Source organism: Streptomyces sp. NPDC052016 (genome assembly GCF_044548445.1).
Taxonomy (GTDB): domain Bacteria; phylum Actinomycetota; class Actinomycetes; order Streptomycetales; family Streptomycetaceae; genus Streptomyces.
Map to the genome: position 1 here is coordinate 255,723 of NZ_JBIUBX010000001.1, position 24,025 is coordinate 279,747.

At 71.3% G+C, this 24,025-nt stretch carries 26 protein-coding genes; 17 read left to right on the forward strand and 9 right to left on the reverse strand.

Translation table 11 applies throughout. The features are described from left to right. Positions 1-13: 13 nt before the first annotated feature. From ACIHAR_RS01125 to ACIHAR_RS01140, 4 genes are all read left to right on the forward strand, one after another. Positions 14-787, forward strand: a complete 774-nt coding sequence (locus ACIHAR_RS01125) for a M23 family metallopeptidase (protein ID WP_400015722.1) — start codon at positions 14-16, stop codon at positions 785-787. Next, entirely contained in the window at positions 781-1,188 is a 408-nt protein-coding gene (locus ACIHAR_RS01130; protein ID WP_365456262.1) for a hypothetical protein, read from the forward strand. The genes ACIHAR_RS01125 and ACIHAR_RS01130 overlap by 7 nt, the downstream gene beginning before the upstream one ends. A gap of 342 nt (positions 1,189-1,530) precedes the next feature. Continuing rightward, entirely contained in the window at positions 1,531-2,727 is a 1,197-nt protein-coding gene (locus ACIHAR_RS01135) for a hypothetical protein (protein ID WP_400015724.1), read from the forward strand. A gap of 112 nt (positions 2,728-2,839) precedes the next feature. Next, positions 2,840-3,217: a hypothetical protein gene (locus ACIHAR_RS01140; protein ID WP_388749556.1), complete on the forward strand. Its 378-nt coding sequence runs from the start codon at positions 2,840-2,842 to the stop codon at positions 3,215-3,217. A gap of 149 nt (positions 3,218-3,366) precedes the next feature. Here ACIHAR_RS01140 and ACIHAR_RS01145 read toward each other — a convergent pair whose 3' ends face one another. Together ACIHAR_RS01145 and ACIHAR_RS01150 are read right to left on the reverse strand one after the other, a co-directional pair. Next, on the reverse strand, positions 3,367-4,245 hold the full coding sequence (locus ACIHAR_RS01145) for an RNA polymerase subunit sigma (RefSeq protein ID WP_400015726.1): 879 nt from the start codon (positions 4,243-4,245) through the stop codon (positions 3,367-3,369). 63 nt (positions 4,246-4,308) lie between these two features. Next, complete coding sequence (locus tag ACIHAR_RS01150; protein WP_400015728.1) at positions 4,309-5,295, reverse strand: pirin family protein; 987 nt, start codon at positions 5,293-5,295, stop codon at positions 4,309-4,311. A 414-nt stretch (positions 5,296-5,709) separates the two neighbouring features. Between ACIHAR_RS01150 and ACIHAR_RS01155 the strand changes: the two genes are divergently transcribed. From ACIHAR_RS01155 to ACIHAR_RS01170, 4 genes are all read left to right on the forward strand, one after another. Further along, positions 5,710-6,975, forward strand: a complete 1,266-nt coding sequence (locus ACIHAR_RS01155; RefSeq protein WP_400015730.1) for a PP2C family protein-serine/threonine phosphatase — start codon at positions 5,710-5,712, stop codon at positions 6,973-6,975. A 369-nt stretch (positions 6,976-7,344) separates the two neighbouring features. After that, positions 7,345-8,556, forward strand: coding sequence for a serine hydrolase domain-containing protein (locus tag ACIHAR_RS01160; protein WP_365456246.1), 1,212 nt, complete (start codon positions 7,345-7,347; stop codon positions 8,554-8,556). Positions 8,557-8,785: 229 nt separating this feature from the next. Then, positions 8,786-9,121: an ArsR/SmtB family transcription factor gene (locus ACIHAR_RS01165; protein ID WP_400015733.1), complete on the forward strand. Its 336-nt coding sequence runs from the start codon at positions 8,786-8,788 to the stop codon at positions 9,119-9,121. Further along, positions 9,121-9,846, forward strand: coding sequence for a cation transporter (locus ACIHAR_RS01170; protein ID WP_400015735.1), 726 nt, complete (start codon positions 9,121-9,123; stop codon positions 9,844-9,846). Before ACIHAR_RS01165 ends, ACIHAR_RS01170 begins: the two co-directional genes overlap by 1 nt. A gap of 354 nt (positions 9,847-10,200) precedes the next feature. On the opposite strand, the gene ACIHAR_RS01175 is transcribed toward ACIHAR_RS01170, so the two are convergent. Beyond that, on the reverse strand, positions 10,201-11,232 hold the full coding sequence (locus tag ACIHAR_RS01175; RefSeq protein WP_400015737.1) for a medium chain dehydrogenase/reductase family protein: 1,032 nt from the start codon (positions 11,230-11,232) through the stop codon (positions 10,201-10,203). A gap of 152 nt (positions 11,233-11,384) precedes the next feature. On the opposite strand from ACIHAR_RS01175, the gene ACIHAR_RS01180 reads away from it, so the two are divergent. Continuing rightward, positions 11,385-12,059 (forward strand): TetR/AcrR family transcriptional regulator, encoded by a 675-nt coding sequence (locus tag ACIHAR_RS01180; protein WP_400016319.1) that lies wholly within the window; start codon positions 11,385-11,387, stop codon positions 12,057-12,059. Positions 12,060-12,365: 306 nt separating this feature from the next. Continuing rightward, the gene (locus tag ACIHAR_RS01185; protein WP_365456234.1) at positions 12,366-12,602 is read left to right on the forward strand and encodes a hypothetical protein; all 237 of its coding nucleotides are present in this window, start codon (positions 12,366-12,368) and stop codon (positions 12,600-12,602) included. A 493-nt stretch (positions 12,603-13,095) separates the two neighbouring features. On the opposite strand, the gene ACIHAR_RS01190 is transcribed toward ACIHAR_RS01185, so the two are convergent. Next, positions 13,096-13,902, reverse strand: coding sequence for a UbiA family prenyltransferase (locus tag ACIHAR_RS01190; protein WP_400016322.1), 807 nt, complete (start codon positions 13,900-13,902; stop codon positions 13,096-13,098). Positions 13,903-14,011: 109 nt separating this feature from the next. On the opposite strand from ACIHAR_RS01190, the gene ACIHAR_RS01195 reads away from it, so the two are divergent. The 3 genes from ACIHAR_RS01195 to ACIHAR_RS01205 are packed head-to-tail and all read left to right on the forward strand — an operon-like array spanning position 14,012 to position 16,773. Beyond that, positions 14,012-15,214, forward strand: a complete 1,203-nt coding sequence (locus ACIHAR_RS01195) for a type III polyketide synthase (protein ID WP_400015739.1) — start codon at positions 14,012-14,014, stop codon at positions 15,212-15,214. 9 nt (positions 15,215-15,223) lie between these two features. Then, positions 15,224-15,739: an isoprenylcysteine carboxyl methyltransferase family protein gene (locus ACIHAR_RS01200; protein ID WP_400016324.1), complete on the forward strand. Its 516-nt coding sequence runs from the start codon at positions 15,224-15,226 to the stop codon at positions 15,737-15,739. Continuing rightward, positions 15,736-16,773, forward strand: a complete 1,038-nt coding sequence (locus ACIHAR_RS01205; RefSeq protein WP_400015741.1) for an NAD(P)/FAD-dependent oxidoreductase — start codon at positions 15,736-15,738, stop codon at positions 16,771-16,773. Before ACIHAR_RS01200 ends, ACIHAR_RS01205 begins: the two co-directional genes overlap by 4 nt. Before the next feature lie 249 nt (positions 16,774-17,022). On the opposite strand, the gene ACIHAR_RS01210 is transcribed toward ACIHAR_RS01205, so the two are convergent. Further along, complete coding sequence (locus ACIHAR_RS01210; protein WP_400015743.1) at positions 17,023-17,559, reverse strand: iron-containing alcohol dehydrogenase; 537 nt, start codon at positions 17,557-17,559, stop codon at positions 17,023-17,025. 57 nt (positions 17,560-17,616) lie between these two features. Next, positions 17,617-17,958, reverse strand: a complete 342-nt coding sequence (locus ACIHAR_RS01215) for an iron-containing alcohol dehydrogenase (protein ID WP_400015745.1) — start codon at positions 17,956-17,958, stop codon at positions 17,617-17,619. A 208-nt stretch (positions 17,959-18,166) separates the two neighbouring features. Here ACIHAR_RS01215 and ACIHAR_RS01220 point away from each other — a divergent pair, with 208 nt between their 5' ends. The 3 genes from ACIHAR_RS01220 (at position 18,167) to ACIHAR_RS01230 (ending at position 20,710) form a co-directional block, all read left to right on the forward strand. Further along, positions 18,167-19,165: an inorganic phosphate transporter gene (locus tag ACIHAR_RS01220; RefSeq protein ID WP_365456222.1), complete on the forward strand. Its 999-nt coding sequence runs from the start codon at positions 18,167-18,169 to the stop codon at positions 19,163-19,165. A gap of 19 nt (positions 19,166-19,184) precedes the next feature. After that, the gene (locus ACIHAR_RS01225) at positions 19,185-19,829 is read left to right on the forward strand and encodes a hypothetical protein (protein ID WP_365456219.1); all 645 of its coding nucleotides are present in this window, start codon (positions 19,185-19,187) and stop codon (positions 19,827-19,829) included. Between the two features lie 221 nt (positions 19,830-20,050). Next, positions 20,051-20,710 (forward strand): NAD(P)-binding domain-containing protein, encoded by a 660-nt coding sequence (locus ACIHAR_RS01230; RefSeq protein WP_365456216.1) that lies wholly within the window; start codon positions 20,051-20,053, stop codon positions 20,708-20,710. Between the two features lie 546 nt (positions 20,711-21,256). On the opposite strand, the gene ACIHAR_RS01235 is transcribed toward ACIHAR_RS01230, so the two are convergent. After that, positions 21,257-22,156 carry a sigma factor gene (locus ACIHAR_RS01235; RefSeq protein ID WP_400015748.1) on the reverse strand — a complete coding sequence of 300 codons (900 nt, stop codon included), beginning with the start codon at positions 22,154-22,156 and terminating at the stop codon, positions 21,257-21,259. 247 nt (positions 22,157-22,403) lie between these two features. On the opposite strand from ACIHAR_RS01235, the gene ACIHAR_RS01240 reads away from it, so the two are divergent. Next, positions 22,404-22,838, forward strand: a complete 435-nt coding sequence (locus ACIHAR_RS01240) for an alpha/beta fold hydrolase (RefSeq protein WP_400015750.1) — start codon at positions 22,404-22,406, stop codon at positions 22,836-22,838. Between the two features lie 93 nt (positions 22,839-22,931). Here ACIHAR_RS01240 and ACIHAR_RS01245 read toward each other — a convergent pair whose 3' ends face one another. After that, complete coding sequence (locus ACIHAR_RS01245; RefSeq protein ID WP_400015752.1) at positions 22,932-23,477, reverse strand: hypothetical protein; 546 nt, start codon at positions 23,475-23,477, stop codon at positions 22,932-22,934. 206 nt (positions 23,478-23,683) lie between these two features. Next, a complete protein-coding gene (locus tag ACIHAR_RS01250; protein ID WP_400015754.1) occupies positions 23,684-24,013 on the reverse strand; it encodes a hypothetical protein in 330 nt (109 codons plus the stop codon). Positions 24,014-24,025 lie beyond the last annotated feature (12 nt).

A 24,025-nucleotide genomic window follows, 5' to 3' on the forward strand; every position in this document is an offset into this window, starting at 1 on the left:
AGGAGATCTCGCCATGCGCGTGCTCAAGCGCACCAAGTCCCTCGGGATGCTCGTCGCCACGGTCGCCGCGACCGGACTGATCCCGCTCACCGCCGGCGCGGCCGACGCCGCTCCGCCCGCCCTGCCCGCCGGTTACGCCGGGTCCTGCCCGACCGCGGGAACGGTCACCCAGTGGTGGCACTCCGGCCACGACGGCGTCGACATCGCCAACAACCGCGGTACGCCGATCTACTCCACCGGCCCGGGCACGGTCATCGTCTCCGGCCCCGCCAGCGGCTACGGCCAGTGGATCCGCATCAGGCACGACGACGGCACGGTCACCGAGTACGGCCACATGTACGAGCGTCTCGTCTCCGTGAACCAGCGGGTCAGCGGTGGACAGCTGATCGCCCGCATGGGCTCCGAGGGCCAATCCACCGGACCCCACCTGCACTTCGAGGCGCACAGCTCCACGTCCAGCACCCGCGGCATGGACCCCGTCCCCTACCTGCGGGAGCGCGGGGTGAGCCTGCCGTGCACGCCGGGCAGCGGCACGCCCGGGACCAACTTCACCACCTGGGGCACGTCCGTCCGGGTGCGCGCCGACGCGCGGCTGAACGCGGCGATCGTGCGCACGCTGACCGGACCGACGCCGGTCTTCGTGGAGTGCCAGAAGCGCGGTGACGTGGTCAACGCCGAGGGCTACAGCAACGACGCCTGGGCCTACATCCCGGCGCTCGGCGGCTACATCAGCAACATCTACATCGACCACCCCGACGCCTGGCTGCCGGGGGTGCGGGCGTGCTGACCGGCGTCCGTGCCGGTACGAGGGGTGCCGCGGCGGTCGTCCTGGCCGCCGCGGCGCTCCTCACCCCCGGCCTCACCTCGTCCGCGCGCGCCGCCGACTCGGCGCCGTGCACTCCCGACCGCGACTACCCGGGCACCTTCCGGTGCCCGATCTGGGGAACGAACGTCAACCTGCGGTCCGCGCCCGACCAGCAGGCCCAGGTCATCGCCACGTCACCCGACAGCGGGTTCCTCAGGGTGCTGTGCCAGACGAAGGGCGGTCGCGCGACCTACGGCGGCTACTGGCACACCTGGTGGGTCAAGACCCCGGCGGTGGGCATGGCGCCGTCGGCCTACATGAGCGAGATCTTCCTCGTCGGAGGCGGTGACGACGAGCCGGACGCAGGACTGCCGACCTGCTGAACGGCCTCCCGCACATGAACAAGACGCCCCTGGGACCGCGAAGGTCCCAGGGGCGTCCGCGTGAGGTGGTCGACGCTGGGTGCTGGGTGCTGGGTGCTGGGTGCTGGGTGCTGGGCGCCGAGCGGACGTTGCTGTTCGTCTGCAACGGCACGAAGACGCCGTGGGACGGGCGTGGGTGGCGCCGGTCGTGGCGAGGGCACAGACGGCCGTACGAAAGTCCCCGCGGGAGCTCGCGGCCCGAACGTCCCTCGACACGGCCTCATACGGTGCGGGACCTGGCGCCGTCCTGCCGGTGGTGCGAGAGACGCACCTCCGCCGAACCCGAGGATGACCATGAGGACCTTGAGCAGAGCACCGGGCGGGACGTTCCCCCGCATCGCCCGCCGTGGCGTGGTACGGGCGGGCATACTGGCCGCCGCCGTCGTGGCGCTCGTGTGCCCCACCGCGACCACCGCGTCCGCCGAGTCCCCGTCGCCGCCCCCGGCGGTGCGGGCCGACGTGCCGGCCGGGGTCACGGCGGGCGTCGCCGTCTTCGACCGCCAGACCGGCACGTTCACCGAGCAGCTGAACTCCGCCGGGCAGTTCCGGTCGGCGTCCGTGGTGAAACTGCTGATCGCCCTGGACCTGCTCTGGAACCGAGGCCCCGACGCCCTGCCGGCCGCCGACCGGGCCCGGATCGACACCATGCTGCGCGGCAGCGATGACGCGGCCGCGAGCACGTTCTGGGCGAACAACGGCTCGGGCGCGATCATCGACCGGATGGTGGCACGGCTCGGCCTGACGGACACCGCCCGGCCTCCGTCGACCCACCCCGGCTACTGGGGCTACACGGCCCTCTCGGCGCGCGACACCGTTCGGATCTACCGCTACCTGCTCGACTCCGCTCCCACGGCCGTACGCGACTACGTCCTCGGCAACCTGCGGCAGTCCACCCGCTGCGCCACCGACGGCTACGACCAGCACTTCGGAATCGCCGGTTCCTTCAACCGCCCCTGGGCCGTCAAGCAGGGCTGGTCGGGCTTCAGTTCCGGAGGGTGCACGGCGACGACGGCGACGCCGACGGCCGTGAGGGAACCGTCCGCCACGGCGGACCCGCGGACGCCCACCGGCGCCGACGCGGTGGACCTCACGCGTCCGGCACTGCACACCACGGGAGTGGTGGGCGCGGGCGACCGTTCCGTCGTGGCCGTCTTCACCCTGCATCCCACAGGGACGTCCTACGGCAAGGCCTACACGGACGTGGGGCGTCTGACCCGCTCGCTGAACGTCCCCGGCGCCACACGCCCCGCCGGAACCTGGATCGGTACCTGGGGCAGCGGGGTCCGCGTCCGCACCCAGGCGACGACCACCTCCGGTGCGGTCACGACACTGCCCGCCGGCGTCGAGGTGCTGGTCGGCTGCCAGAAACGCGGCCAGCAGGTCAGCTCGCCGCCCTACGTCAACGACTGGTGGGCCTACCTGCCCCAATACGGCGGCTACATGTCCAACATCTACCTCAGCGTGCCGGAGAACCAGGTCCCGGGCGTCCCGGTCTGCTGACCGGGCGGCAGCCGGGGACGACAGCGGCGGGCGACGGCGCGGCGCTCATACGGCGTGCGCCGGCGCACCGTCCCCGTCGTGAGACGACCTACCAGAGTGAGGGAGAACAGCGATGGGCAAGCGCGTGCTCGGAGCCCTGGCCGCGGTGGCGGCGGTCGCCGGCGTGCTGGGAACGGCGCCTGCGGCCTCGGCCGAGCCGAACCCGCCCGGCTGCGACAAGGGCAACTTCTGCATCTATTCCGAGATGATGGAGGAGGGCCGGCTCGTCCTGAAGTCGGCCGGCAACTGGTCGGGCAGGGTGACCGGCAGGTCGATCTTCAACAACGGCACTCCTTTCCCCGGGTTCGACCACATCCAGGTCGAGTGGGGCTGGGAGGACGGCGGCCACTTCTCGGAGTGCTTCCACTTCAACCCCGGCCCGGGCGAGTACTCCCGCAGCTTCGGCGCCAACGCCGTCTTCACGAAGGTGACGTGGCGCGGCGAGTGCTAGGTCGTGTCCCACGTTGATCTCGTGGTGGCACACTCGATCGCGTCGCTGGTGCTGTGGCTGAGGGACACCACGCCCTGAGCCGACGGCTGATGGCAGCCGAGCCGGTCCGATGTCTTGCCGTGGAAGGCGGCAAGCGTGGGACCGGCGGGTCAGGGGTAGGCGGTGACGCCCGGTCGGTTCCAGGGGCGGAGCTTGTCGGGGTTGAGGACGACCCAGATCTGTATGACGTGGTGGTCGGCGACGTCGAGGCTGATGACCGCGGCGACCTCGTGGTCGTAATACACCACGAGGCCGGTCCGTCCGTTGACGGACCGGGTGCGCAGACGGGTGCGCGGGCACGGTGGCAGCAGCGTCAGCAGGCTGCGGGCGACCTGCTGGTTGCCGTGGACCGGCTTGACCCGGGCCCGGACCTTGCCGCCGCCGTCGAAGAACGCTGTGGCATCGGGCGCCAGCATGGACGCCAGCAGCGCGGCGTCCTCGGCGAGGCACGCCCGCCGGAAGGCTCGGACCACCGCGTCGTGCTGCCGCGAGGGCGCGGGCCGCGAGCGTCGGATCCGAAGGCCGCGCAGTGCGCGGTCCGTCGGCTCGGCGCGGTCCGACGGCCCCATGGTGTCGGCTACTGCGTCCGGTGCCGCGCCGAAGACCGCATGGACGATGAACGCCGCCCGCTCCGCCGGTGACAGGGAATCCAGCGCGTCCCGCAGAACGTCGCCGACCTCCCTCCCGAGCATCTCGTAGCGTTCCACCCTCCTCTCACCGGCCTCTTCCCCCGCCTCCCAGCTCTTCCCGCGGCCGGGCGGGTTCAGCCGAGCCAGGCAGATGCCGCCGGCGATCTTGGCGAGCCAGGAACGGGGCGCCGAGATCCGCGCCCGCGCCGGAACGGGCAGCTCGTACCACCGCCGGTAGGTCTCATCGATGACGGTCTCGGCCTCGCTGCTGCTGCCCAGCATCCAGTGGGCGACACCCAGCAGATGCCGCCGCTCGTCGAGGAGCTCGAAGAGAGGCACCGCGTCGTCGGCACGGTCCATACGGCATCCATCCCTTTCATCCGGCGCCAGAGCGCGGCCACCCCGTCGATCAGCCGGCTCCGTTCAGACAGGGCCGTGGTGCTCGGCCCGGTTCTTGCGCGGCGCAATGGTGGCATGGGGCAGTGCCGGCGCGGGGAGACGGTCGCCGTCGTACCCCTCCACCCGGCCGAACCTGTCGGATCCGCTCTGCCAGGCGTCCCGGGCCTGGACGATGTCCTCGTGCGTGCGGCCGATGAAGTTCCACCACATGACGATCTCTTCCCGGAACGGCGGACCACCCAGCAGGACCATCCGCGCCCGCTGCGGAGACGCATTGGTCAGTGCGAGCATCGTGAGTCCGGGAGCGGCGTAGCCGAGTTCGGCGGCTTTCAGCGACGTTCCGTTCATGCGGACCTCGCCTCTGTCGACGATGACACCGTGCTCGAACTGCTCGTCGACACTGAGACGCACCGTGGCGTTCGGTTCGATGGACACCTCCGCGCCGAGCAGAGGGGGGAAGGTGGGCACGGCCGATGCGTCACCGGCGAGAGAGCCGAGGAACACGCGCGCCTCGCCGCCGTCCAGGGTGACAACGCCGGGAACATGGTGCTGAAAGTCCCGTCCGGTGTGGCGATGCGGCTCGGGGAGGGCGACCCACAGCTGCAGGCCGTGCAGCACCGTGGTCCGTGGCGTCGACACCTCGGAGTGGCAGATCCCGAAGCCGCCCGTCATGAGGTTCAGCTCGCCGGGCCTGACGAGCGCATGGTTGCCGAGACTGTCCCGATGCTCGATCTCGCCGCTGAACAGCCAGCTCACCGTCTGCAAACCGGTGTGCGGGTGGGGTGGTACCCGCATGCCTCCGGTCAGGGCGACATCGTCGGGGCCGTAGTGATCAGCGAAGCACCACGCGCCGATGAGCGTTCGTGCTCGCTGAGGCAACGTGCGGCGCACGGTCATGGCGCGAGGGCCGCCCAGCGGCACCTCCCGCGCGCTGAGGATCTCGATACTCCGCTCAGGGCCCGCCTCGGGGGCGCACACCATTTCCGCGGAGTGCGTCTCCATATTGCTCACAGGATGCACCCCTTCTCGAACTGTTCGCATACACGCGTGATGCCACCTACAAGAGACGACAGAGTGGCGACCGTTTCTGTGACAGGGCGCACGGGTGGATCCGGTGAACCGCAGGGGCCACGGCCTCGTGGCCCCTCCCCCCGTACACGTCCGGTGACTTTGAGTAGGTGGGCGGCAGGTGTGTCGTCACGCTTGTCGCCGGAGCGATTCACGACGTTCACGGCCGGCGAAGTCGGTCGGCGTCGATGTTGCTCCAGCACCATCGGATCACCCGCCCGTGCGGCGGCGAAAACGCTCGAGCGGGATATGTGATGAGCCCCACCGGACGCTCCTGTCACACCTCTCGTGAACCGCCTGTCTGATGTATAGCCCACGGAAAAGCGGAACAGGAATTGAGGGCTGAGTATGTCGGGTGTGCGTGACCGCAAGCCGCGCAGACGTGGTTCCGAACAGGGCGATGCAGAGGCGGCGGACGCTGACGTGGGGAGTTTCTTCCCCTGTCGTGACCTCACCGTGATGCTCATATCGGAAGACGAGCGGGAGGTGTCGGCCGTTCGTCATATGCTGACGCCGGGACGGCTCGTCCACGCGCTGGTCTGGAGCAGGACGGTCGACGAAGCGGTATGTCTGCTCGGACCACGTGAGGGGCTGGTGTGCGTCCTTGTCGGGCGCAGCCTTTCGGAGCACACGCCGACCGAGGTCGTCCGCCGAATACGGCAATACGTGCCGCACGCGGCCCTGGTGGTCATCAATGACCCGGAGTCAAGCGCACGAGCGACACTTCTCGGTGGCGCAGTGGAAGGCTACGTGAACGGAGAAGGAGACGGTCCAGGAGAACTCTCCCATGTCGTTTGGCTGGCTTTGCAGCGAAGGTACGCGGAGACGGTGAGGACCACTTTGGAGGCCAGCGCGCTGGCCGCTCGCGAGAATGCCTCGTTCGAGCGTGGTCTCCTTCCCGCGCCGGTGCTCCTCGGTGACGACTTCACGGCGGCTTCACGTTATGAACCGGGGCGCTCCCACGCATTGCTGAGCGGTGACTTTTACGATGTGGTTCAGACCGAGGATTCGACCGTCCACGTCGTCCTGGGAGACGTTTCCGGGCATGGAGCGGCTGAAGCCGCGTTGGCTGTCCACCTGCGTGTGGCCTGGCGGACGGCCGTTCACTGCGGAAAGACTCCGATCGAGCAACTGGGCATCCTCGAAAAGGTCCTGGTCGACGAGAGAGCCGACGACGACACCTACGCCACGGTCGTGTCGTTGGTGTTCTCTCCTGAACGGACTTCTGTGAGGTCGGTGAGCGCAGGCCATCACGGTCTCCTCCTGCGAGGACCGTTCGGAGACGTCCGATGGGTGGAGCCGCAGGCGGGGATCGCGCTCGGGCTCTTTCCAGGAACCATGGACTGGGCGGAGACCGAGATGGAGATCTCTCCCCGGGACAGTGTCGTGCTCTTCACCGACGGGCTCATCGAGGGAAAGACCGATGCCTGCGCACGGCTCGGGGAAGAGGGCCTCCTGCAATTGGCCACGCGGTACGCGCACTTGCCGTCTCAGCAGTTCATCGACGCTCTGGTGGCGTCCGCCGCGTCCATGGCTTCTCCCTTCGGAGGGCTGGCGGATGACGTGGCCGTCCTCCATCTCGGGTGGAACCCGTCGAAAATACCCCGGGCATGCGGTACCTGAGCAGACCCCTATCGCTATGAACCGCCCGCGCAGGGCCGTCCATAACGTGCGGTCGACGGTACGCGCAGCCCTTTGACACCGTTGGCCGCCGCATATGACGAGGGCGAGCCGGCTCCGGCCGCACCTCCGGCCTTCGCAGGGGGCGCGGCCGGCCGGAACACACTGCCTCACGAGTCCCACTGATCGCGACACGTTGTCACAGTATTACGATGCATCCAGCGTCGTCCCGGAGCCGGACCGTCTCGCGTCCGCACCCGCAGTGTGCCGGGACGCTGCATGATGGTCACTCAGTTTCCTTTGTGCGGCGGGGTATCGGTTATTTCATCTGACCGGGCGACGCCCACCTGATCCCACACCAGAAAGACTCGGATGCGCATCAAGAACGTGAGCATCGTGCTCGCAGGCTCCGCCGTGCTGGCCTCCATGGCCGCCTCCCCGGCCGGCGCAGCCCCTTCCTCCCTGCCCAACCCTTCTGTCACCTCAGTCCTCAACGTGCAGAAGCAGGCCATCGCCAACGGGGCGCCGGGGGCCCTCACCCGCATCGACTCGGGCACCTCGACCTACCGCATCTCGACGGGGTGGGCGGACACCGCCGCCCACACCGCGATGGACGCCGACCGCCGGTTCCGGGTCGGCAGCGTCAGCAAGAGCTTCACCACGGTGGTGCTCATGCAGCTGGTCGCCGAGGGGCTCGTCGATCTCGACGCGTCGGCGAACACCTATCTCCCGAAGCCCCTGCCGGACGACCGCATCACCGTGCGGCACCTGCTCAGTCACCGCAGTGGTCTGTGGGACTACACGAACGAGATGTTCTACTACACGGTTCCGGGCTTCGAGTCCGTACGGAACAAGGTGTTCACCTACCAGGAGCTGATCGACCTGTCGACGGCCCACAAGGTGAACAACGAGCCGGGAGCCGCCTACAGCTACTCCAACACCAACTTCGTGGTGCTGGGCCAGCTCATCGAGCACATCACCGGTACGCCGATGGCCACCCACTACCAGCAGCGCATCTTCACGCCGCTGCAGCTGAAGAACACGTCCTACGTGCATCCGCGGACCACCATCGCGGGTTCCTACGCACGTGGTTACCTGCGCCAGGACGACACCACGCTGCCGCTTGTGGACTCCACCGAGCAGACCGTCTCGTGGGCGCAGTCGGCCGGAGCGGTCATCTCCAACTCGGCCGACCTCAACCGGTTCTTCTCCTCCCTGGTCTCCGGCAAGCTCGTCCCTCCGGCGCAGCTGCAGGAGATGATGAGCATGGTTCCGGTCAACTCGGACGGCACCCAGTCCTACGGTCTCGGCCTGCGCGGCCGCCAGCTGTCCTGCGGCGTGAAGGTGTACGGCCACACGGGCACCGTCCAGGGCTACTACACCTATGCCTTCACCACGGCCGACGGCAAGCGCAGCATGACGTCCCTGGCCAACACCTCCAACAACGGAACCGTCAACACGACCCTCGGCGGCACGCTGGAGGCCGCGTTCTGCGGCACCACCATCGCGAAGGACTCCAAGTTCGCGATCTCCGGAGCCGAGGAGTTCACCGAGGACATCGCTCCTCAGGTGCTCCGCCGATGATCGGCCCCACCCTGATGGGTGCGTGAACCGACACCGGTAAGGGTCGACGCGCCCCCGCCCACCGGCCCTGCGAGCCGTGTGCGGGGGCGCGTTCGCTGTCGCGGCGAAGCGTCCGCGTGCGCGGGGGGCGGGTCCGGAGCGGCGCCCCGCGGATGGGCGGGCACATGGGGACGTGGGCGCTCGTCAGTACAGGGTTTCCTGAGTTCAGGAATCCCTGTACTCTCCTGCCGTGCTGACCGTAGCCTCCGACATCGACGTGCTGGCCCGCTTCGGCCGCGCGCTCGCCGACCCGATCCGCTGTCGCATCCTGCTCGCCCTGCGCCGGGACGCGGCCTACCCGGCCGACCTGGCCGATGCGCTCGGCATCTCCCGGACCCGACTGTCGAACCATCTGGCGTGCCTTCGGGACTGCGGCCTGGTCCTCACGGTTCCGAACGGGCGCCGCACCCGCTACGAGCTGGCCGACCCCCGCCTCGGCCAGGCTCTGGACCAACTGCACGCCGCCGTGGTCGCGGTCGAGTCGGACAGGACCTGCCCGGACGCCGCGACGGAGGACTGCTGCTGATGTCCGCGATATCGCTCGGCCCGTCCCCGGCCCGCCGCGACGCGCTGACCCGCCGGATACGGTGGCTGGTCGCCGCCACCATCACCTACAACGTCGTCGAGGCGGTCGTCGCGATCACCGCCGGCGCGGTGGCATCCTCCACGGCCCTGATCGGCTTCGGCCTGGACTCGGTCATCGAGGTCTCCTCGGCCGCCGCGGTCGCCTGGCAGTTCTCCGCCCGGGACCATCACGCGCGCGAAGCGCGGGAGAGGACCGCGCTGCGGATCATCGCCGTCTCCTTCTTCGCCCTCGCCGCGTACGTCAGCGTCGACGCCGTGCGCGCGCTTGCCGGGACCGGCCAGGCCGACCGCTCGATCGCCGGTATCGTGCTGGCCGCCCTCTCCCTCGCGATCATGCCGTTCCTGTCCGCTGCCCAGCGCAAGGCCGGCCGGGAACTGGGTTCCGCCAGCGCGATCGCCGACTCCAGGCAAACGCTGCTGTGCACCTACCTCTCGGCCGTTCTCCTGGTCGGCCTGGTCGCCAACGCGGCCTTCGGCTGGTCCTGGGCGGACCCGATCGCCGCGCTCGTCATCGCCGCCGTCGCGGTCAAGGAGGGCCGCGACGCGTGGCAGGGCAAGGGCTGCTGCGCGCCCACCGCCCCACCGGCGGTCGGCCACCGTGCGGGCGCCCCGAGCGCGCGAGCGGACGCCTGCGCTTGCAGCCCGGGCTGCTCCTGCTGTTCGTGAGGTGCTTTTGAACCTCTTCGGCGGAGGGCGCCGCCGCTCCGGCGAGGAGGGCCACCGTCGCGATGACGAACCCTGGAGGGGCGGGCCGGTGATGTGGGTGCGGCGGGACCGTGCTCGTCGCGTACCTCGCCGACCGGGCGCCCCCTGCGCGGGTTGGGCGTCCCGACCGGGAGCGGTAGCGACCGCGGCAGTGTGGCTGACTCCGCCGGCCTGCTGACTCCGCCGACCCGTTGGCCCGCCGGCCCGCCGGCCCGCCGGCTCGATCGCTCGCCCGCTCGCGCGGCGTCCGCGCGCCTGTCCGCCCCCGGTTGCCGGCGGGCTCCCGAGCCTTGACGCGCAGAGCCCAGGGCTGCGCTACGGGTTCAGTACGACCTTCCCGGCGACCGTGCCGGATTCCGCCAGCCGAAGAGCCTCCGCGACGCGGCTCAGCGGCAGTTGGGCGGCGATCTGGGCGGTGACGTCACCGCCTTGGAAGGCGGCGAAGACCTGGGTGAGGTCGGCGTGCAGCCGGGCCCGGAACCGGTTCCTGGTCAGCGCGCGCCCGGCCCAGAGGTTGAAGAAGTAGGCGCGGCGGCCGTTGGGCAGGGCGTTCCACAGCCACACCCGGCCGAGCAGCTTGAGCACGGGCCACTGCTTGGACCCCTCGTCGTCCCGCGTTGAGGCGCTGCCGTAGGAGACGAGCGTGCCGCCGGGGGCGAGGAGGGACCAGGAGTCGGCGATGCCCCGGCCGCCGACGTGGTCGAACACGGCGTCCACACCGCCGGGGGCGAGCTCACGGATCCGCGCGGCGACGTTCTCGGTGCGGTAGTCGACGGGGATGACGCCGCGTTCCCGCAGGGCGTCGTGGTGGCGCGCGGAAGCCGTGCCGATCACCTTCACGCCCGCGGCCCGCGCCAACTGGATCAGGACCGATCCGACGCCACCGTTGGCGCCGAGCACCACGATGGTCTGCCCCGCGCGGACCCGTGCCGTGCGGTGCAGCATCTGCCAGGCGGTGATGCCGTTGACCACCAACGTCTCCGCCTCCGCCGCGCCGATGCCGTCGGGTACGGGCACCACGTCCGCCGCGTCGACGAGCACGTGGCTGGCCCAGCCGCCGACCTTGACCAGTGCGGCCACGCGGGTGCCGGACAGTCCGGGCTCGACGCCCTCGCCGGTCGCGAGCACCGTGCCGACCAGGTCGTAGCCGGGGACGAACGGGAAGGCCGGCTGGTCGTAGTAGCGGCCACGGCGCATCTGCTGCTCGGCGAAGGAGACCCCGGTGGCCTCCATCCGGATGACGACCTGGCCGGGGCCCGCGACGGGCACCGCTCCGTACCGGATCTGCAGCCCCTCGGGCTCCACCTTGCCCGGGAGTACGACTTCGACGAGTCCTTCGGGGTTCATGACGACCTCCACCACGTTCAACGACAGTTACTGGCTTTCGTGTTCGTTAGAGGTTGTAACGTGAAGCGCCGGCGAGTGTCAATAGCTACCGTGATAGCCTCTAACTAAATCTTGCGGCTGTAGTGGTGTCGGATGACGAGGGGCGGCAGACCATGGTGGACAGCGGTACGAAAACCCCGCGCGAGCGCTACCGCTCGCAGGTCCGCGCGGAGATCAAGGAACACGCCTGGGAGCAGATCGCCGCGGCGGGGGCGTCCGCGCTCTCCCTCAACGCGATCGCCAAGCGGATGGGCATGAGCGGCCCCGCGCTCTACCGGTACTTCTCCAGCCGCGACGAGCTCATCACCGAACTCATCGGAGACGCGTACCGCAGCCTCGCCGACGCCTTCGGCGCCGCCTCCGCCTCCGGCCCCGACCTGGCCGCGCTCGCGCACGCCCTGCGCGGCTGGGCCGTCGAGGACCCCCAGCGGTACTTCCTCATCTACGGCACACCGGTCCCGGGCTACCAGGCGCCCGACGACGTCACCGCCATCGCGTCCGAGATCATGGCGACCCTGCTCGACGCCTGCGTCGACGCCATGCCGGCGGAGAGTCCCGCGACGAGTGCGGCGACGAGTGCGGCGCGCGCGTTCGACGCGCACCTCGAAGGTCACCGGCAGTGGGCGGACGGCCACCCCGCCCCGCCTGCGGCCCTCCGTCGGGCCCTGACCTTCTGGACCCGGCTGCACGGCATCCTGTCCCTGGAACTCGCGGGCCACTTCACCGGCATGGGATTCGACCCCGCGCTGCTGTTCACGGCCGAACTGGACGACCTGCGGGCCCGCTGACCACGCTCCGGGCCGCTCAGCGGGTAGTCGCGGCGCCTCCCGACTCGCGCAGGCCGCGGACCCTGGCGGGATGCCGGCGGACCGCCGGGGCCTTCCGCCGGCCGCGCCGCCGACTGTCCCCCCTGGCGGGGGACGACTAGCCTTGATGAGTGAGAGCCGCCCCCGGGTACGCCCGCCGACGACGAGGCCCTGTTCACGTACTCAGGCGGCAACACCTACGACCGCGCCCCACGGTTTCCGCTGCGGCCGCGGCCATCCGTCTCGTGCACCGACATACCGCACGAGGGGTGGAAGGAAGGTAAATCCATGAATGCACAACGTGCGAGGCGTCTCTTCGCGATCTCTGCCGTCGGGGTTCTGATGGGCGGGGGCGCCGCGGTCGGCGCAGCAGGTACGGCTTCGGCAGCCGCCCCGTCCGACCTTCCGACCAACCACAGCCGCGACTGGTGTGATCGCGATCGCCACCACGACTGGTGGGGCCACGGCTGCGACTTCCGCGACGACTTCGACGACGGATCCGTCGTAGTCATCGTGGTCGGCTGAACCGGTTCGCCGGAGCACGGCCAAGGGCCGCCACCTGCGATGCAGGGGCGGCCCTCATGATTCCGGGCACTCAGGGGAAGCTGATCCGGGCAGCGAGTGGCAGCGCGGCCTCGGCCACGGGTGGGGCGCGAGCGGTGCCCCGCGGCCGTCGACACCGGGACGGACCCGTTCGCGCGGTCGGCACCCATGCGCGCCGGTGGGACCCGTGTGCACCGACGGGACCCGCGTGCGCCGGCGGGACCCGCGTGCACCGACGGGACCCGCGTGCACCGACGGGACCCGCGTGCACCGACGGGACCCGCGTGCGCCGGCGGGACCCGCGTGCGCCGGACGACCAGTGCGCGCAGGACGACGAGTGCGCGCGGCGCGCAGGACGACGAATGCGCGCAGGACGGCCGGTGCGCGCAGGACGGCCACTGCGCGCCGGACCGACCGGTGCGCTCCGGCCGGCAACAGGACGTCACCGCCGCCCGGCGGGTCGGCGGGCCGGGTCTCACGCCATCTGCGGGCCCCGCAGCAGGAGCAGCGTCACCGCCATGCCGGCCACCACGATCGCCGCCCGGAACGGCCACCGGCTCCGGGGCCCCGTCGGCAACGCCGTCCCCGCGACCGCGACGGCTCCCGCCGATACCGCCAGCACCCAGTCCGGGAGCCGCACGGCACCGGGTGGCCCGGCGACCACCACGCCCACGGCCGCCAGCATCACGAACGGGGCCAGCCATCGGCAGGCGGGCCGGCCCAGTCGCTGCGGCAGTCCGCGTACACCGGTCTCGAGATCGTCCTCGATGTCAGGAAGGACGTTCACCAGGTGCGCCCCCACGCCCAGCAGCCCTCCCGCCGTCAACGCCCACCAGGCAGGCCATGACGGTGACGGCAGGCCGAGCGTGACGAAGGCCGGCAGCGAGCCGAAGCCCGCGGCATAGGGGAGCGGCGAGAGCACGGTGTGCTTCCAGCGCAGGTTGTAGACCCAGCCGGCGGCCACGCCCCCCAGGTGCGCGGCCCCCGCGGCGAGACCACTCAGCAGCGACAGCGGCACGCACAGCGTCAGGGCGGCCCCGGCCGCGACAGCGGCCGCCAGGGGCGGGAGTTCGCCCGTCGCCACCGGCTTGTCGCCTCGTCCGCAGGCCGTGTCGCGCTGCGCGTCGGCCGCGTCGTTGCACCACCCCACCGACAGCTGACCGGCCAGCACCGCCGCGGCCACCGCCGCCGACCCCGCTGCCCCGCGGCCCGCGGCCGCGGCCAGGGCGGTCACGAACAGCGTCACGGCGACCGCCGGCTCCAGATGGCAGGAGCGCAGCAACACCGGGAACCGGTGTACCCGGTGTGCCGTACGCGCGGGAACCCCAGACGGGTGGACAGACACGTGTGCAAGGTAATCGGGCGTCCGGAGCGAGGAAGGCATTACCGACATGCGTGTCCCCGCGATCGTCGACCACGACCCGTCCCCGTCCCCGGCCACGGCGACCACCACGATCGCCGCCGTCCGCACCGCTCTGCCACCACACCGCTACGCCCAGGACGATCTCACCGAGCCGATCGGCGACCTGTGCCTGCCTCCGGGCGCGGACCGCACCGTGCTGCGCCGCCTGCACGCGGCTGCCGGTGTGCGCACGCGACACCTCACCCTGCCGATCGAGCGGTACGCCGGTCTCGGCGACTTCGGCCAGAGCAACGACACCTGGATGGCGGCCGGCCTAGAACTCGGCGGGGAAGCCCTCACCGGCGCGCTGGAGGAGGCGGGGCTCCGAGCGGAGGACGTCGACCTGCTGGTGTGCGCCTCCATCACCGGTGTCGCCGCCCCGTCGCTCGACGCCCGGCTTGCCGGTCGCATGGGGCTGCGGCCCGACGTCAAGAGGATTCCGGTGTTCGGCCTGGGCTGCGTGGCGGGCGCCGCCGGTCTTGCCCGGGTGCACGACTACCTGCGCGGGCATCCCGACGACGTCGCGGTGCTGCTCACCGTCGAACTGTGCTCGCTGACGCTCCAGCAGCGCGACGACTCCCGCGCCAACCTCGTCGCCGGCGCCCTCTTCGGCGACGGTGCGGCAGCGCTCGTCGCGCGGGGCACTGGCGGTACCGACGGCAGCGGTGGTGGCGGTGGCAGCAGCAGTGGTGGCGGGAGCGGTGGTGGCGGGAGCGGTGGTGGTGGCAGTGTCAGGGCCGGGCGGCCGGACGCGGCCGGGCCCTCGGTGGTCGGGACGCGCAGCCACCTGTACCCGGACACCGAGCGGCTCCTGGGGTGGGACATCGGCGCCGGCGGATTCCGCGTCGTGATCGACGCCGGCGTACCCGGTATCGTGCGGGACCGCTTCGGGCGCCACCTGCGTGCCTTCCTGGCCGAACACGGCCTCACGACCGACGACATCGTGACCTGGGTGTGCCATCCGGGAGGCCCCAGGGTGCTCTCCGCCGTGACCGACGCCCTCGGCCTGCCCGGCGACGCCCTGGACTCCTCCCGGCGCTCCCTGGCGACGGTGGGGAACATGTCCTCCGTCTCCGTACTGCACATCCTGCAGAGCATCCGGGAATCCGGTCGGCCCGAGCCCGGTACGTGGGGGCTGCTCCTGGCCATGGGCCCGGGGTTCTGCTCCGAACTCGTCCTGTTGCGTTGGTGAGTGGTTCTCATGGAGTGGTACGCGCTCATCGTCCTCGCCGTCGCCGCGGAACGCGTTGCCGAGCTCGTCGTCGCCCGGCGCAACGCGGCATGGACCCTCGCCCGTGCCGGTGTCGAGCACGGCCGTGGCCACTACCCGGTCATGGTCGCCCTGCACACGGGCCTGCTCGCCTGCTGTCTGCTCGAACCCGTGCTGGCGCACCGGCCGTTCCTGCCCGCTCTGGGATGGTCCGCGCTGGCGCTCGCCCTGCTGGCCCAGGCCCTGCGCTGGTGGTGCATCACGACCCTCGGGCCGTACTGGAACACCCGGGTGATCGTCGTTCCGGGGGCGCGACTGGTCGGCACAGGGCCCTACCGTTTCCTGCGCCACCCCAACTACGTCGCCGTGGTCGTGGAAGTCGCCGCGCTGCCCCTCGTGCACACCGCCTGGCTCACTGCGGCGGTGTTCACCGTCGCCAACGCGGTGCTGCTCGCGGTCCGCATCCGCTGCGAGAACACGGCCCTCGCGCAAGCGGTGCCCGCGTGAGCGGCTGCCACGACCTGCTGATCGCCGGAGGAGGACCCGCCGGCCTCGCCACCGCGCTGCACGCCGTGCGCGCCGGTCTCGACACCGTCGTCGCCGAACCCCGCCGGGCACCGGTCGACAAGGCGTGCGGCGAGGGCCTCATGCCCGGCGCCGTCCGCGCCCTGACCGCCCTCGGCCTGGAGATCCCCGGCCACCTCATCCGAGGCATCCGCTACGTCCAGGGACCCCGCCGAGTCGAGGCCGCCTTCCGGCACGGCCCGGGCCTGGGAGCGCGCCGCACCGGCCTGCACACCGCCCTGCACGGGGCCGTCGTGGACGCAGGGGTCCCGGTACTGCCGCTGCGGGTCGAGGAAGTCCGGCAGGACGCCACGGGCGTGACCGTTCCCGGCACCGGGCTGCGTGCGAGGTGGCTGGTCGCCGCCGACGGACTGCACTCACCCGTGCGCCGTTCCCTCAAGCTGGAGAGGACGCCCCGGAGCACGGGTACGCCCCGGTACGGGCTGCGCCGGCACTACGCGGTGCCCCCCTGGTCGCCTTACGTCGAGGTGCACTGGGGAGCGTACGCGGAGGCGTACGTCACCCCGCTCGGCCCCGCACTCGTCGGCGTCGCCCTGCTCACGTCCCGGCGAGCGCCGTTCACGACCCAGTTGGCGAGCTTCCCGGAACTCGCGGCCCGCCTCCCCCCGGAAGCGGCCGTCACCGCGGTGCGAGGTGCGGGCCCGCTGCGCCAGCGGGCCCGCACCCGGGTCCACGGACGCGTCCTGCTCGTCGGTGACGCCGCCGGGTACATCGACGCGCTGACCGGTGAGGGCCTGTCCCTCGCCCTCACCGGCGCGAAAGCCCTGGTCGCCAACGTGTGCCGCGGCACACCGAGCCGCTACGAGACCGACTGGCGCCGCGCCACCCGCCGTCACCGGCTGCTGACGGACCTTCTGGTGAGAGCCCGCCAGCAGCCCGCGCTCGCCCCGCACATCATGCCTACGGCCGAACGCGCGCCGCGCCTCTTCGCGGCGGTGGTGAACGCGTTGGCCTGAGACTCGACCACTGCCGGAAGAACCCCGTCGCAGCACCCCCGGCTCCCCGCAGCCGCGCCGCCGCCGACGATGCCCCGCAAGCTGCGGGTCTCTGCACTTGGCGCGGCATTCGGCCGCCCAGGGACGTGCGTCGCCCGACAGAAGACGGCGGACGACCACGACCACGCTCTCAGTGCACCCCGCCGGCCACCGTCAGGCGATCCGCCCCCTCCCGGGCCGCCCGCAGCAGTCGGCGTAGGGCGTCGGGGGTCAGGGGCGGGGTTGTTCGCCGGGACGACCTCCAGGATCGCCGGGGCGACCTCCAGGATCGCCGGGGCGACCTCCAGGATCGCCGGGACGACCTCCAGGATCGCCTGGACGGCGTCCTCGATGTGGGCCTCGCCGAACCCGTGGTCGCGCAGGGTCTGCGGTGCGTCCACGGCGCGCCGCAGCCGCTGCGGGCCCTCGACGGCCGATCCGGCGCCGAGGGCGTCCGCGATCCGGCGCTCGGCGTCCGGCGTGGCGGAGGCGTTGAACGCCAGCACATAGGGCGGCACGACCGCGTGCGTCCGGGCGTGCGGCAGCGTACCTGCCGCCCAGCACATGGCAGATTGTGTGGTGCAGTCCCGAGCCCGCCGAGGAGAACGCCACGGCCGCCAGGTAGGCGCCGTACAGCAGCTGCTCGCGGCCTCGAGGCCGGACGGGGCGGCCACCACGGCCGGCAGTCCGGCCGCCGGCGCACGGATGACCTCTCCGGCCAGCGCCTGGTCGATCGGATCGTTGCGGGGAGCCCACAGGGAGCCACATTGTGGGCGAGCGCGTTCAGTCCCGAAGCCACGCTCATGGCCACCGGCAGCGTCAGCGTCAGCGTCGCGTCGTACACGATGGAGCGGGGCAGCACCCGCGCGTCGTCCACGCCCGTGGCTTGCGGGCTCCCTCGGTCAGTCCCCGGACGCTGGTGGCCTCCGAGCCCGCGTAGGTCGTGGGGACGGCCACGACGGGGACGCCGGTGGTCAGCGCGATCGCCTTCGCCAGGCCGCTCCTCGAGCCCTCGCCGACACTGACGACCAGGTCGACCGCCTGACCAGGGACGGCCCACCGTCCGCAACGCGCCGCGCCGCGTCGTGCGCCGACCGGTGTGCTTCCGCAACCCGAGCAGTTTCCTCGAGACGGACCGCGACCCGCCCTGCCGCACCGGTGCGCCATCGCGGTCGGCGATCACCCGCACCGGTGTCACCACCGCAGTCGCCGGTCACCGACACGGAGTCGTCTCCGGACGCGGTTAGCGGGAAGCCACGCCGTCGGCGGCCGTGCGCCGGTCCGTCGAAGGGTTTCGAGCCATGATGGAGTCGTACGACGGCGCCTGCGGCCCGTCCGGTGCCCTGACCGCACGCGCGGTGAAAGGTGATCGTCCATGGAGCTCACCCTGGTGGTGTTGATCATCATCGTCGGGCTGACGTTCGACTTCACCAACGGCTTCCACGATGCCGCGAACGCGATCGCCACCTCCATCTCCACCAGAGCCCTCACACCCCGCGTTGCGCTGGCCATGGCCGCCGTCATGAATTTCTTCGGAGCCTTTCTGGGCACCGAGGTGGCCAAGACCGTCGGCAGTGGCATCATCGCCGCGCCTGAAAACCTGTCAGGCCTGTTGCTGGTGATGTGCGCGCTCATCGGCGCGATCGGCTGGAACATCTTCACCTGGTGGCGGGGACTGCCGACCTCGTCATCCCACGCCCTGATCGGCGGACTCGTCGGCGCCGCTCTCGCCGCCTCGGCCACCGTGCACTGGTCCGGCGTCGTGGACAAGGTCCTGCTCCCCATGCTGCTGTCCCCGCTGGTCGGCATCATCCTCGGCTACACGCTGCACACGCTCATCCTGTGGACGTTCCGCCACGCCGCTCCTCGCCCCACCACCCGTCGCTTCCGCATTCTGCAAAGCGTCTCGGCCGCCGCCATGGGCCTCGGCCACGGACTGCAGGACGCACAGAAGACGATGGGCGTGATCGTGCTCGCCCTGGTCACCGCGGGCTGGCAGGACGACTTCTCCGTACCCATCTGGGTGATCGCCGTGGTGGCCCTGGCCATGGCCGCGGGCACCTACAGCGGCGGGCGCCGCATCATCACCACGCTCGGCCGACGCATCGTCCACCTCGACCCGCCGCGCGGATTCGCCGCGGAGACCGCCGCCGCGACCGTCCTCTACACCACCGCGTTCGTGGTCAAGGCCCCCATCTCCACCACCCAGACGATCACCGCGGCCATCCTGGGCGCCGGCGCCACTCGCCGTGCGTCGGCCGTACGCTGGCAGGTGGCCCGCTCCATCGTCGCCGCGTGGTTCCTGACCTTCCCAGGTGCGGGGGTGCCCGCTGCCGCGATCTACCTCATCCTGCACGCCATCACCGGGCTGTAACCCTCGCAGGAGGCCGCTCATGCCTGCCACGCCCATGTCCCGACCCCCCGGGGCGTTCCGAGCCGGGTTTCCCGACGGCCTGCCGGCGCCGGGCCGCTTCGCCCACCTCCACCCCGACGACGGCGCCTGCCTGATGGAAGCCGCGGCCCTGCTCGCCTCCGGCCGTTTCACCGACAGCCCGCCCGGCAGCCACCCGGTGCTCGCCGCCCTCGCCCGCGCGGTCAACGACAGCGTCAGTGAGCCCGCCCGCCACGCCCTGTGGCCGTTGGCCGCCGACCTCGCCGACGCCCATCCCCTCGACCGGACCTACGCCCCCCTGCTGATCGCGACGGTCGTGGACGACGCGCGTCGGCTGCGACCGGCGTCCCGGCGCCTGAGGCGAGGCAGCACGGCCTGCCGCGCTCGGGCCGACCGGCTCGCCCACGCCCGCACGCCCGACGTACCGGCCCGCATCGCCGACCTGCTGTGGTGGTACGGCCCGGGCCACCACCACCTCGAACGCGCCCTCCGTGTTCTGAGCGCCGCACCGGACGCCGACCGTCTCCTGTCACAGCTCCTGCGTCAGGCCGTGGCCGCCGCACGGACCACGACGGCCGGCTCGTCCGGGGCGACGGCACACGGGCCCGGACCAGATGGCGCCGCCGTACACCCCGGCCGTCCGTGACGGGGATACCGCGCCGGTCGCACTCCTCAAGGTGTCGCCTCGCACAAAGGCGTTGCCGCTTCGCTCACGCCTCGGGTATCACGAAGCCGGGGCTCGGTCCGGCCTGGGGCGCAGGGCCCAGGGCCCAGGGACCAGAAACCACGGAACTAGGTCCCATGTGCCGTCCACCTGGGCCCGCGGGCCGATTCGCCGGGTTCCGAGAAGCGGCTAGCGTCGCGGCCATGCGTATAGGACTACTTGGCACAGGCAACGTCGCCCGAGCGCTGGGCCGGGGCTGGAGCACCGCGGGACACGACGTGCTCCTCGGTTCACGTCACCCCCAGGACCGGACAGACATCGGTTTGCCCGTGGCCGGACTGAGCGAGACGGCCGCGCACGCGGAGGTCCTGGTCAACGCGACCCCGGGGACCGTGTCCGTGGAGCTGCTGCGCTCCATCGGGGCTCCGGCGCTGGCCGGCACATTGCTGATCGACGTCGGGGTCGGCCTCTCCGACGACTTCACCGAGCTGTCGCACCCCAACAGCAGTCTGGGCGAACAGATTCAGCAGGCATTCCCCGAGACCCCCGTCGTCAAGACGCTGTGCACCATGGACTCCACCGTGATGATCGCCCCGGACGGTCTGGACGGCCCGAGCACCGTCTTCCTCTCCGGCGACGACGCCGAAGCCAAACGCACCACCGGCCGGCTGCTCACCGACCTCGGCTGGCCCCCGTCGTCCCAGCTGGACATCGGCGGCATCACCACCGCACGCGGACAGGAGCACTTCGCCCTGCTCTTCATGGGCATCGCGGCCGGTCTGGGGGCCCACACCTTCAACATCAACGTGGTCACCCGCCGCCCTTCGGAGGCCGAGCCGTCCATCGCGACGACCGGGCCGTAGGCGTTGAGCTGGGCGCGGGCTCCTGTGCACCTGTCTCTTTCCGTCTGACAGGGAAGACGGGCCCATCGCGGTCCGCGGATGAAGTCCTGCCCCCGGGAATGGCCCGTACTGGAGTCGGGGCGCACGCCACACAGTGGGCTCAGAGCGTGTCGCGTTGCGGTAGCGTCATCACAGTGTTTCCGGCGCTCGATGGGCAATCCCGCGAAGGCGTCGGCGACGCCGTCGCACCCGCTGCACAGAGCCGAGCGGGGGCCGCCCCGGACGCTTGTCGGTCCCCCGAGAGCCGGCGTCCGGGGCCACTGGCTTCGCCCCCGAATGAGTATTTTTCAGGGCCGCTCGCTGGGCGCGGCCGAGCGGTAGAGCCCTCGGCCGGTGCGCCGGACACGGGACGCGCCGACGAGACGGTCGAGTGTGCTGCGGATCGCGTTGATGCTGCCACGGGGGCCGCCGATCGAGTGCGTGCGACAGGAACGACACGGCAAGAGTCCGCCGCGCCAGCCCTCCGTCTACGCGGCGTGCCGGCGGTTCGTACGGTGTGACGACTTCTCAACCGTCCTGTGTACCGCGCTCGTCGGTGAGAGTGTGAGAGCGGTTCCAGGCGCGCAGTTTGTCGGGATTGAGAACCGCCCAGACGTGGGTGACCTGGTGATCGGTGACGTCGAAGCCGATGACGGCGGCGACCTGGTCGTTGTGGCGTACGACGATCGCCATGCGGCCGTTGGCGGAGCGGAGGTGCAGGGTGGTGTGAGGGCGGGGGCTGAGGAGGGTGAGGAGGGCGCGGCCGACATGCTGGTTGCCGTGCACCGGGCGGGACAGGGCGCGGACCTTGCCGCCGCCGTCGAAGAACGCGGTGGCGTCGGGTGCCAGCAGGGCTGCCAGGCGCGTGCCATCGGTCGTGGCGCAGGCCCGCCGGACGGCGCGGACGATCCTGTCGTGCTGTTGCGGTGTGGTGGGGTGGGCGCGGCCGGCGCGCAGGCTGTGGCGGGCGCGGTCGGCGAGGTCGGCGCATTCGCGGGGCGTCTGCCCCACGATGTCAGCGACTGTCTGCGGTGGCATGGCGAAGACGTCGTTGAGGACGAACGCCGCCCGTTCGGCCGGGGGCAGGGTGTCCAGGGCGTCGAGCAGGACGTCGCTGACCTTCTGCGTCAGTGCCCCGTCGAGTTCGGTGGCGGTTTCGGCGTCCTCGCCGCCGGCGTTCGCGGGTCGGCGTTCGGACAGTGGCAGACGGGCCAGGCAGATGGTGCCCGTGGTCCTGGTCAGCCAGGCACGGGGCTCGGTGATGCCCGCTCTCTGGGCGTCGGTCAGGCCGTACCACCGCCGATAGGTCTCGGTGACGGCGTCTTCGGCTGCGGGGCCGGTGCCCAGCATCCAGTAGGCGACGTTGAGCAGATGCCGTCGTTCGTCGAGCAGCTCCGCGATCGGTACCGTGTCACCGGTCCGGCCCATGAGGCGTCCTTCCTCTCACACGGCACCACATCGCCACCATCCGATCGGGGTGGCAGTGCCCTCAGCAGTGCAGACCGGACGAGCGTGGATCATGTGACATCGACTCACGGGCTTGGCCACTCTGTCACCAGCGCAGGCGTCGGACGATCCAACCTGCGTCGTCGTGAAGGGACCAACCGGGGAAACAGTGTGACAGGAAGGGATTCCGCTCTCATACGAGGCGACGACTCCTATGAAGGAATGGCCCATGCCCGCGATCCTGGTCCGCGGCGTTGCTGACACCCACCACGTTTGGGACGGTGTGCGACAGCACCTGACCAGGACGGACGTGGACGCCTGGGACCTGCCCGGTTTCGGCGCCGCTCGCCCTGCCGGTTTCGGCTCCTCCAAGGAGGAGTACGTCGACCGGCTGATCCAACGGCTGGAGCGGGTCGGTGAGCCGGTGGACCTGGTCGGCCACGACTGGGGTTGCATCCTGACCCTCCGCGTCGCCTCGGCGTGCAGGGAGGCGCCGAGCTGGCGGCCGAACTCGACCTGGCAGGCGGGGTCGAGCCCGCCCCAGGAGACCAGGCACGGCGGACAGACCCGGCTCCCACTCCACTCCCATGGTGGCCGCGGACCGGTACAGCCTGAGGGTGGCCGAGATCTGGAGGGTCACTGGAGCGCGCACGCGGATGCCTGACGATGGCCTCGGCCGGACGGATCGGACGGCGGGCCGCCGCACCCATCCTGGCACGACGTGACGGTGTGCCCGTCGACCCGTCGACCCGTCGGCTCAGGGCCTGACCGCGCGGTAGAGACCGCGGCCGACCCGACGGACGCGGGAGGTGCCGACCAGACGGTCGATCGTGCTCCGGACGGCGTTGATGCTGCCACTGTCGGTGTCACGTCCCAGGGCGGACGCAACATCGCGGGCCCGGACGTCGACCTCTCCGGCTTCCGCGAAGTACGCCAGGATCTGTTCCGTGAGCTTGCCGTACGTCTTCCCACCGTCGGCATCGGCATCGGTGTGGCCGGCCGTCGCCCGGCTCTCGTCGATGTCCTCGGACGTGTCCGCGGGCGCCGCGGCTCGCGAGGGCGCCGCCTCCTTCGGCGACGGCACGTCCACGGGACCGGGACCGGGTGCCGGGGAGGACGGAGAGGCCCCGGGCATGAGGGCTTGAAGGGCGCCGAGGGCCCGCTGTACGGAACCGAGGTGAGCGGTGACCGCGGCCAGTTCCCTCTCCAGCGCCTGCCTCTGGATCTCCAGCCGGGCCAGGTCCTCCTGGAGGCTCTCGGCGGTGATCTCGATGTTGCGAGCCGTCGGGGTCACGGAGACCATGCGTTCCTCTCGTCCTCAACCCTTGATCTGGCGGAGCCGCCCGATGTGCCGGCTCCGTCACCTGCCCCGGCACCGGTGGGACGCCACCCGGACATCATATGCAGCGGCCTGCGCCGGTCGAGAACGGAGCGGGCGGTGGAGAGAACACATCGTCTACGGCGACGACTCACCTGATCCGCCCGCGCGGTCCGTCAGACGGCCTGTCGTCAAGGATCGAGCCCGGTGTCGCTCGCCTCGCCCGGCGCCTCGCCACCGGCGGGCTCGCCCACCGACCGCTGCAGTCGCCTGAGCGCTTCGGAAACAGCTTCGATGCGGGCGTCGACCGTGTCGATCGCCTCTCTGAGCAGGCTCAGCCGTCCCTCGAGGAGGACGGCCTCCGCAGCGAGTGATGCGGTGGCGGCGGCGGGATCGGTCTGCCGGTCAGTGCTGCCCCCAGGCATTCCCTCGCCTTCCCTCATCTCGCGCCGGAAGCCCGTGGACGGGCTTTCCTCCAACAGCGATCGCTCGGGCCATCGGCTGACGTGTGTCCCTGCCATGCTCTTCCTCCT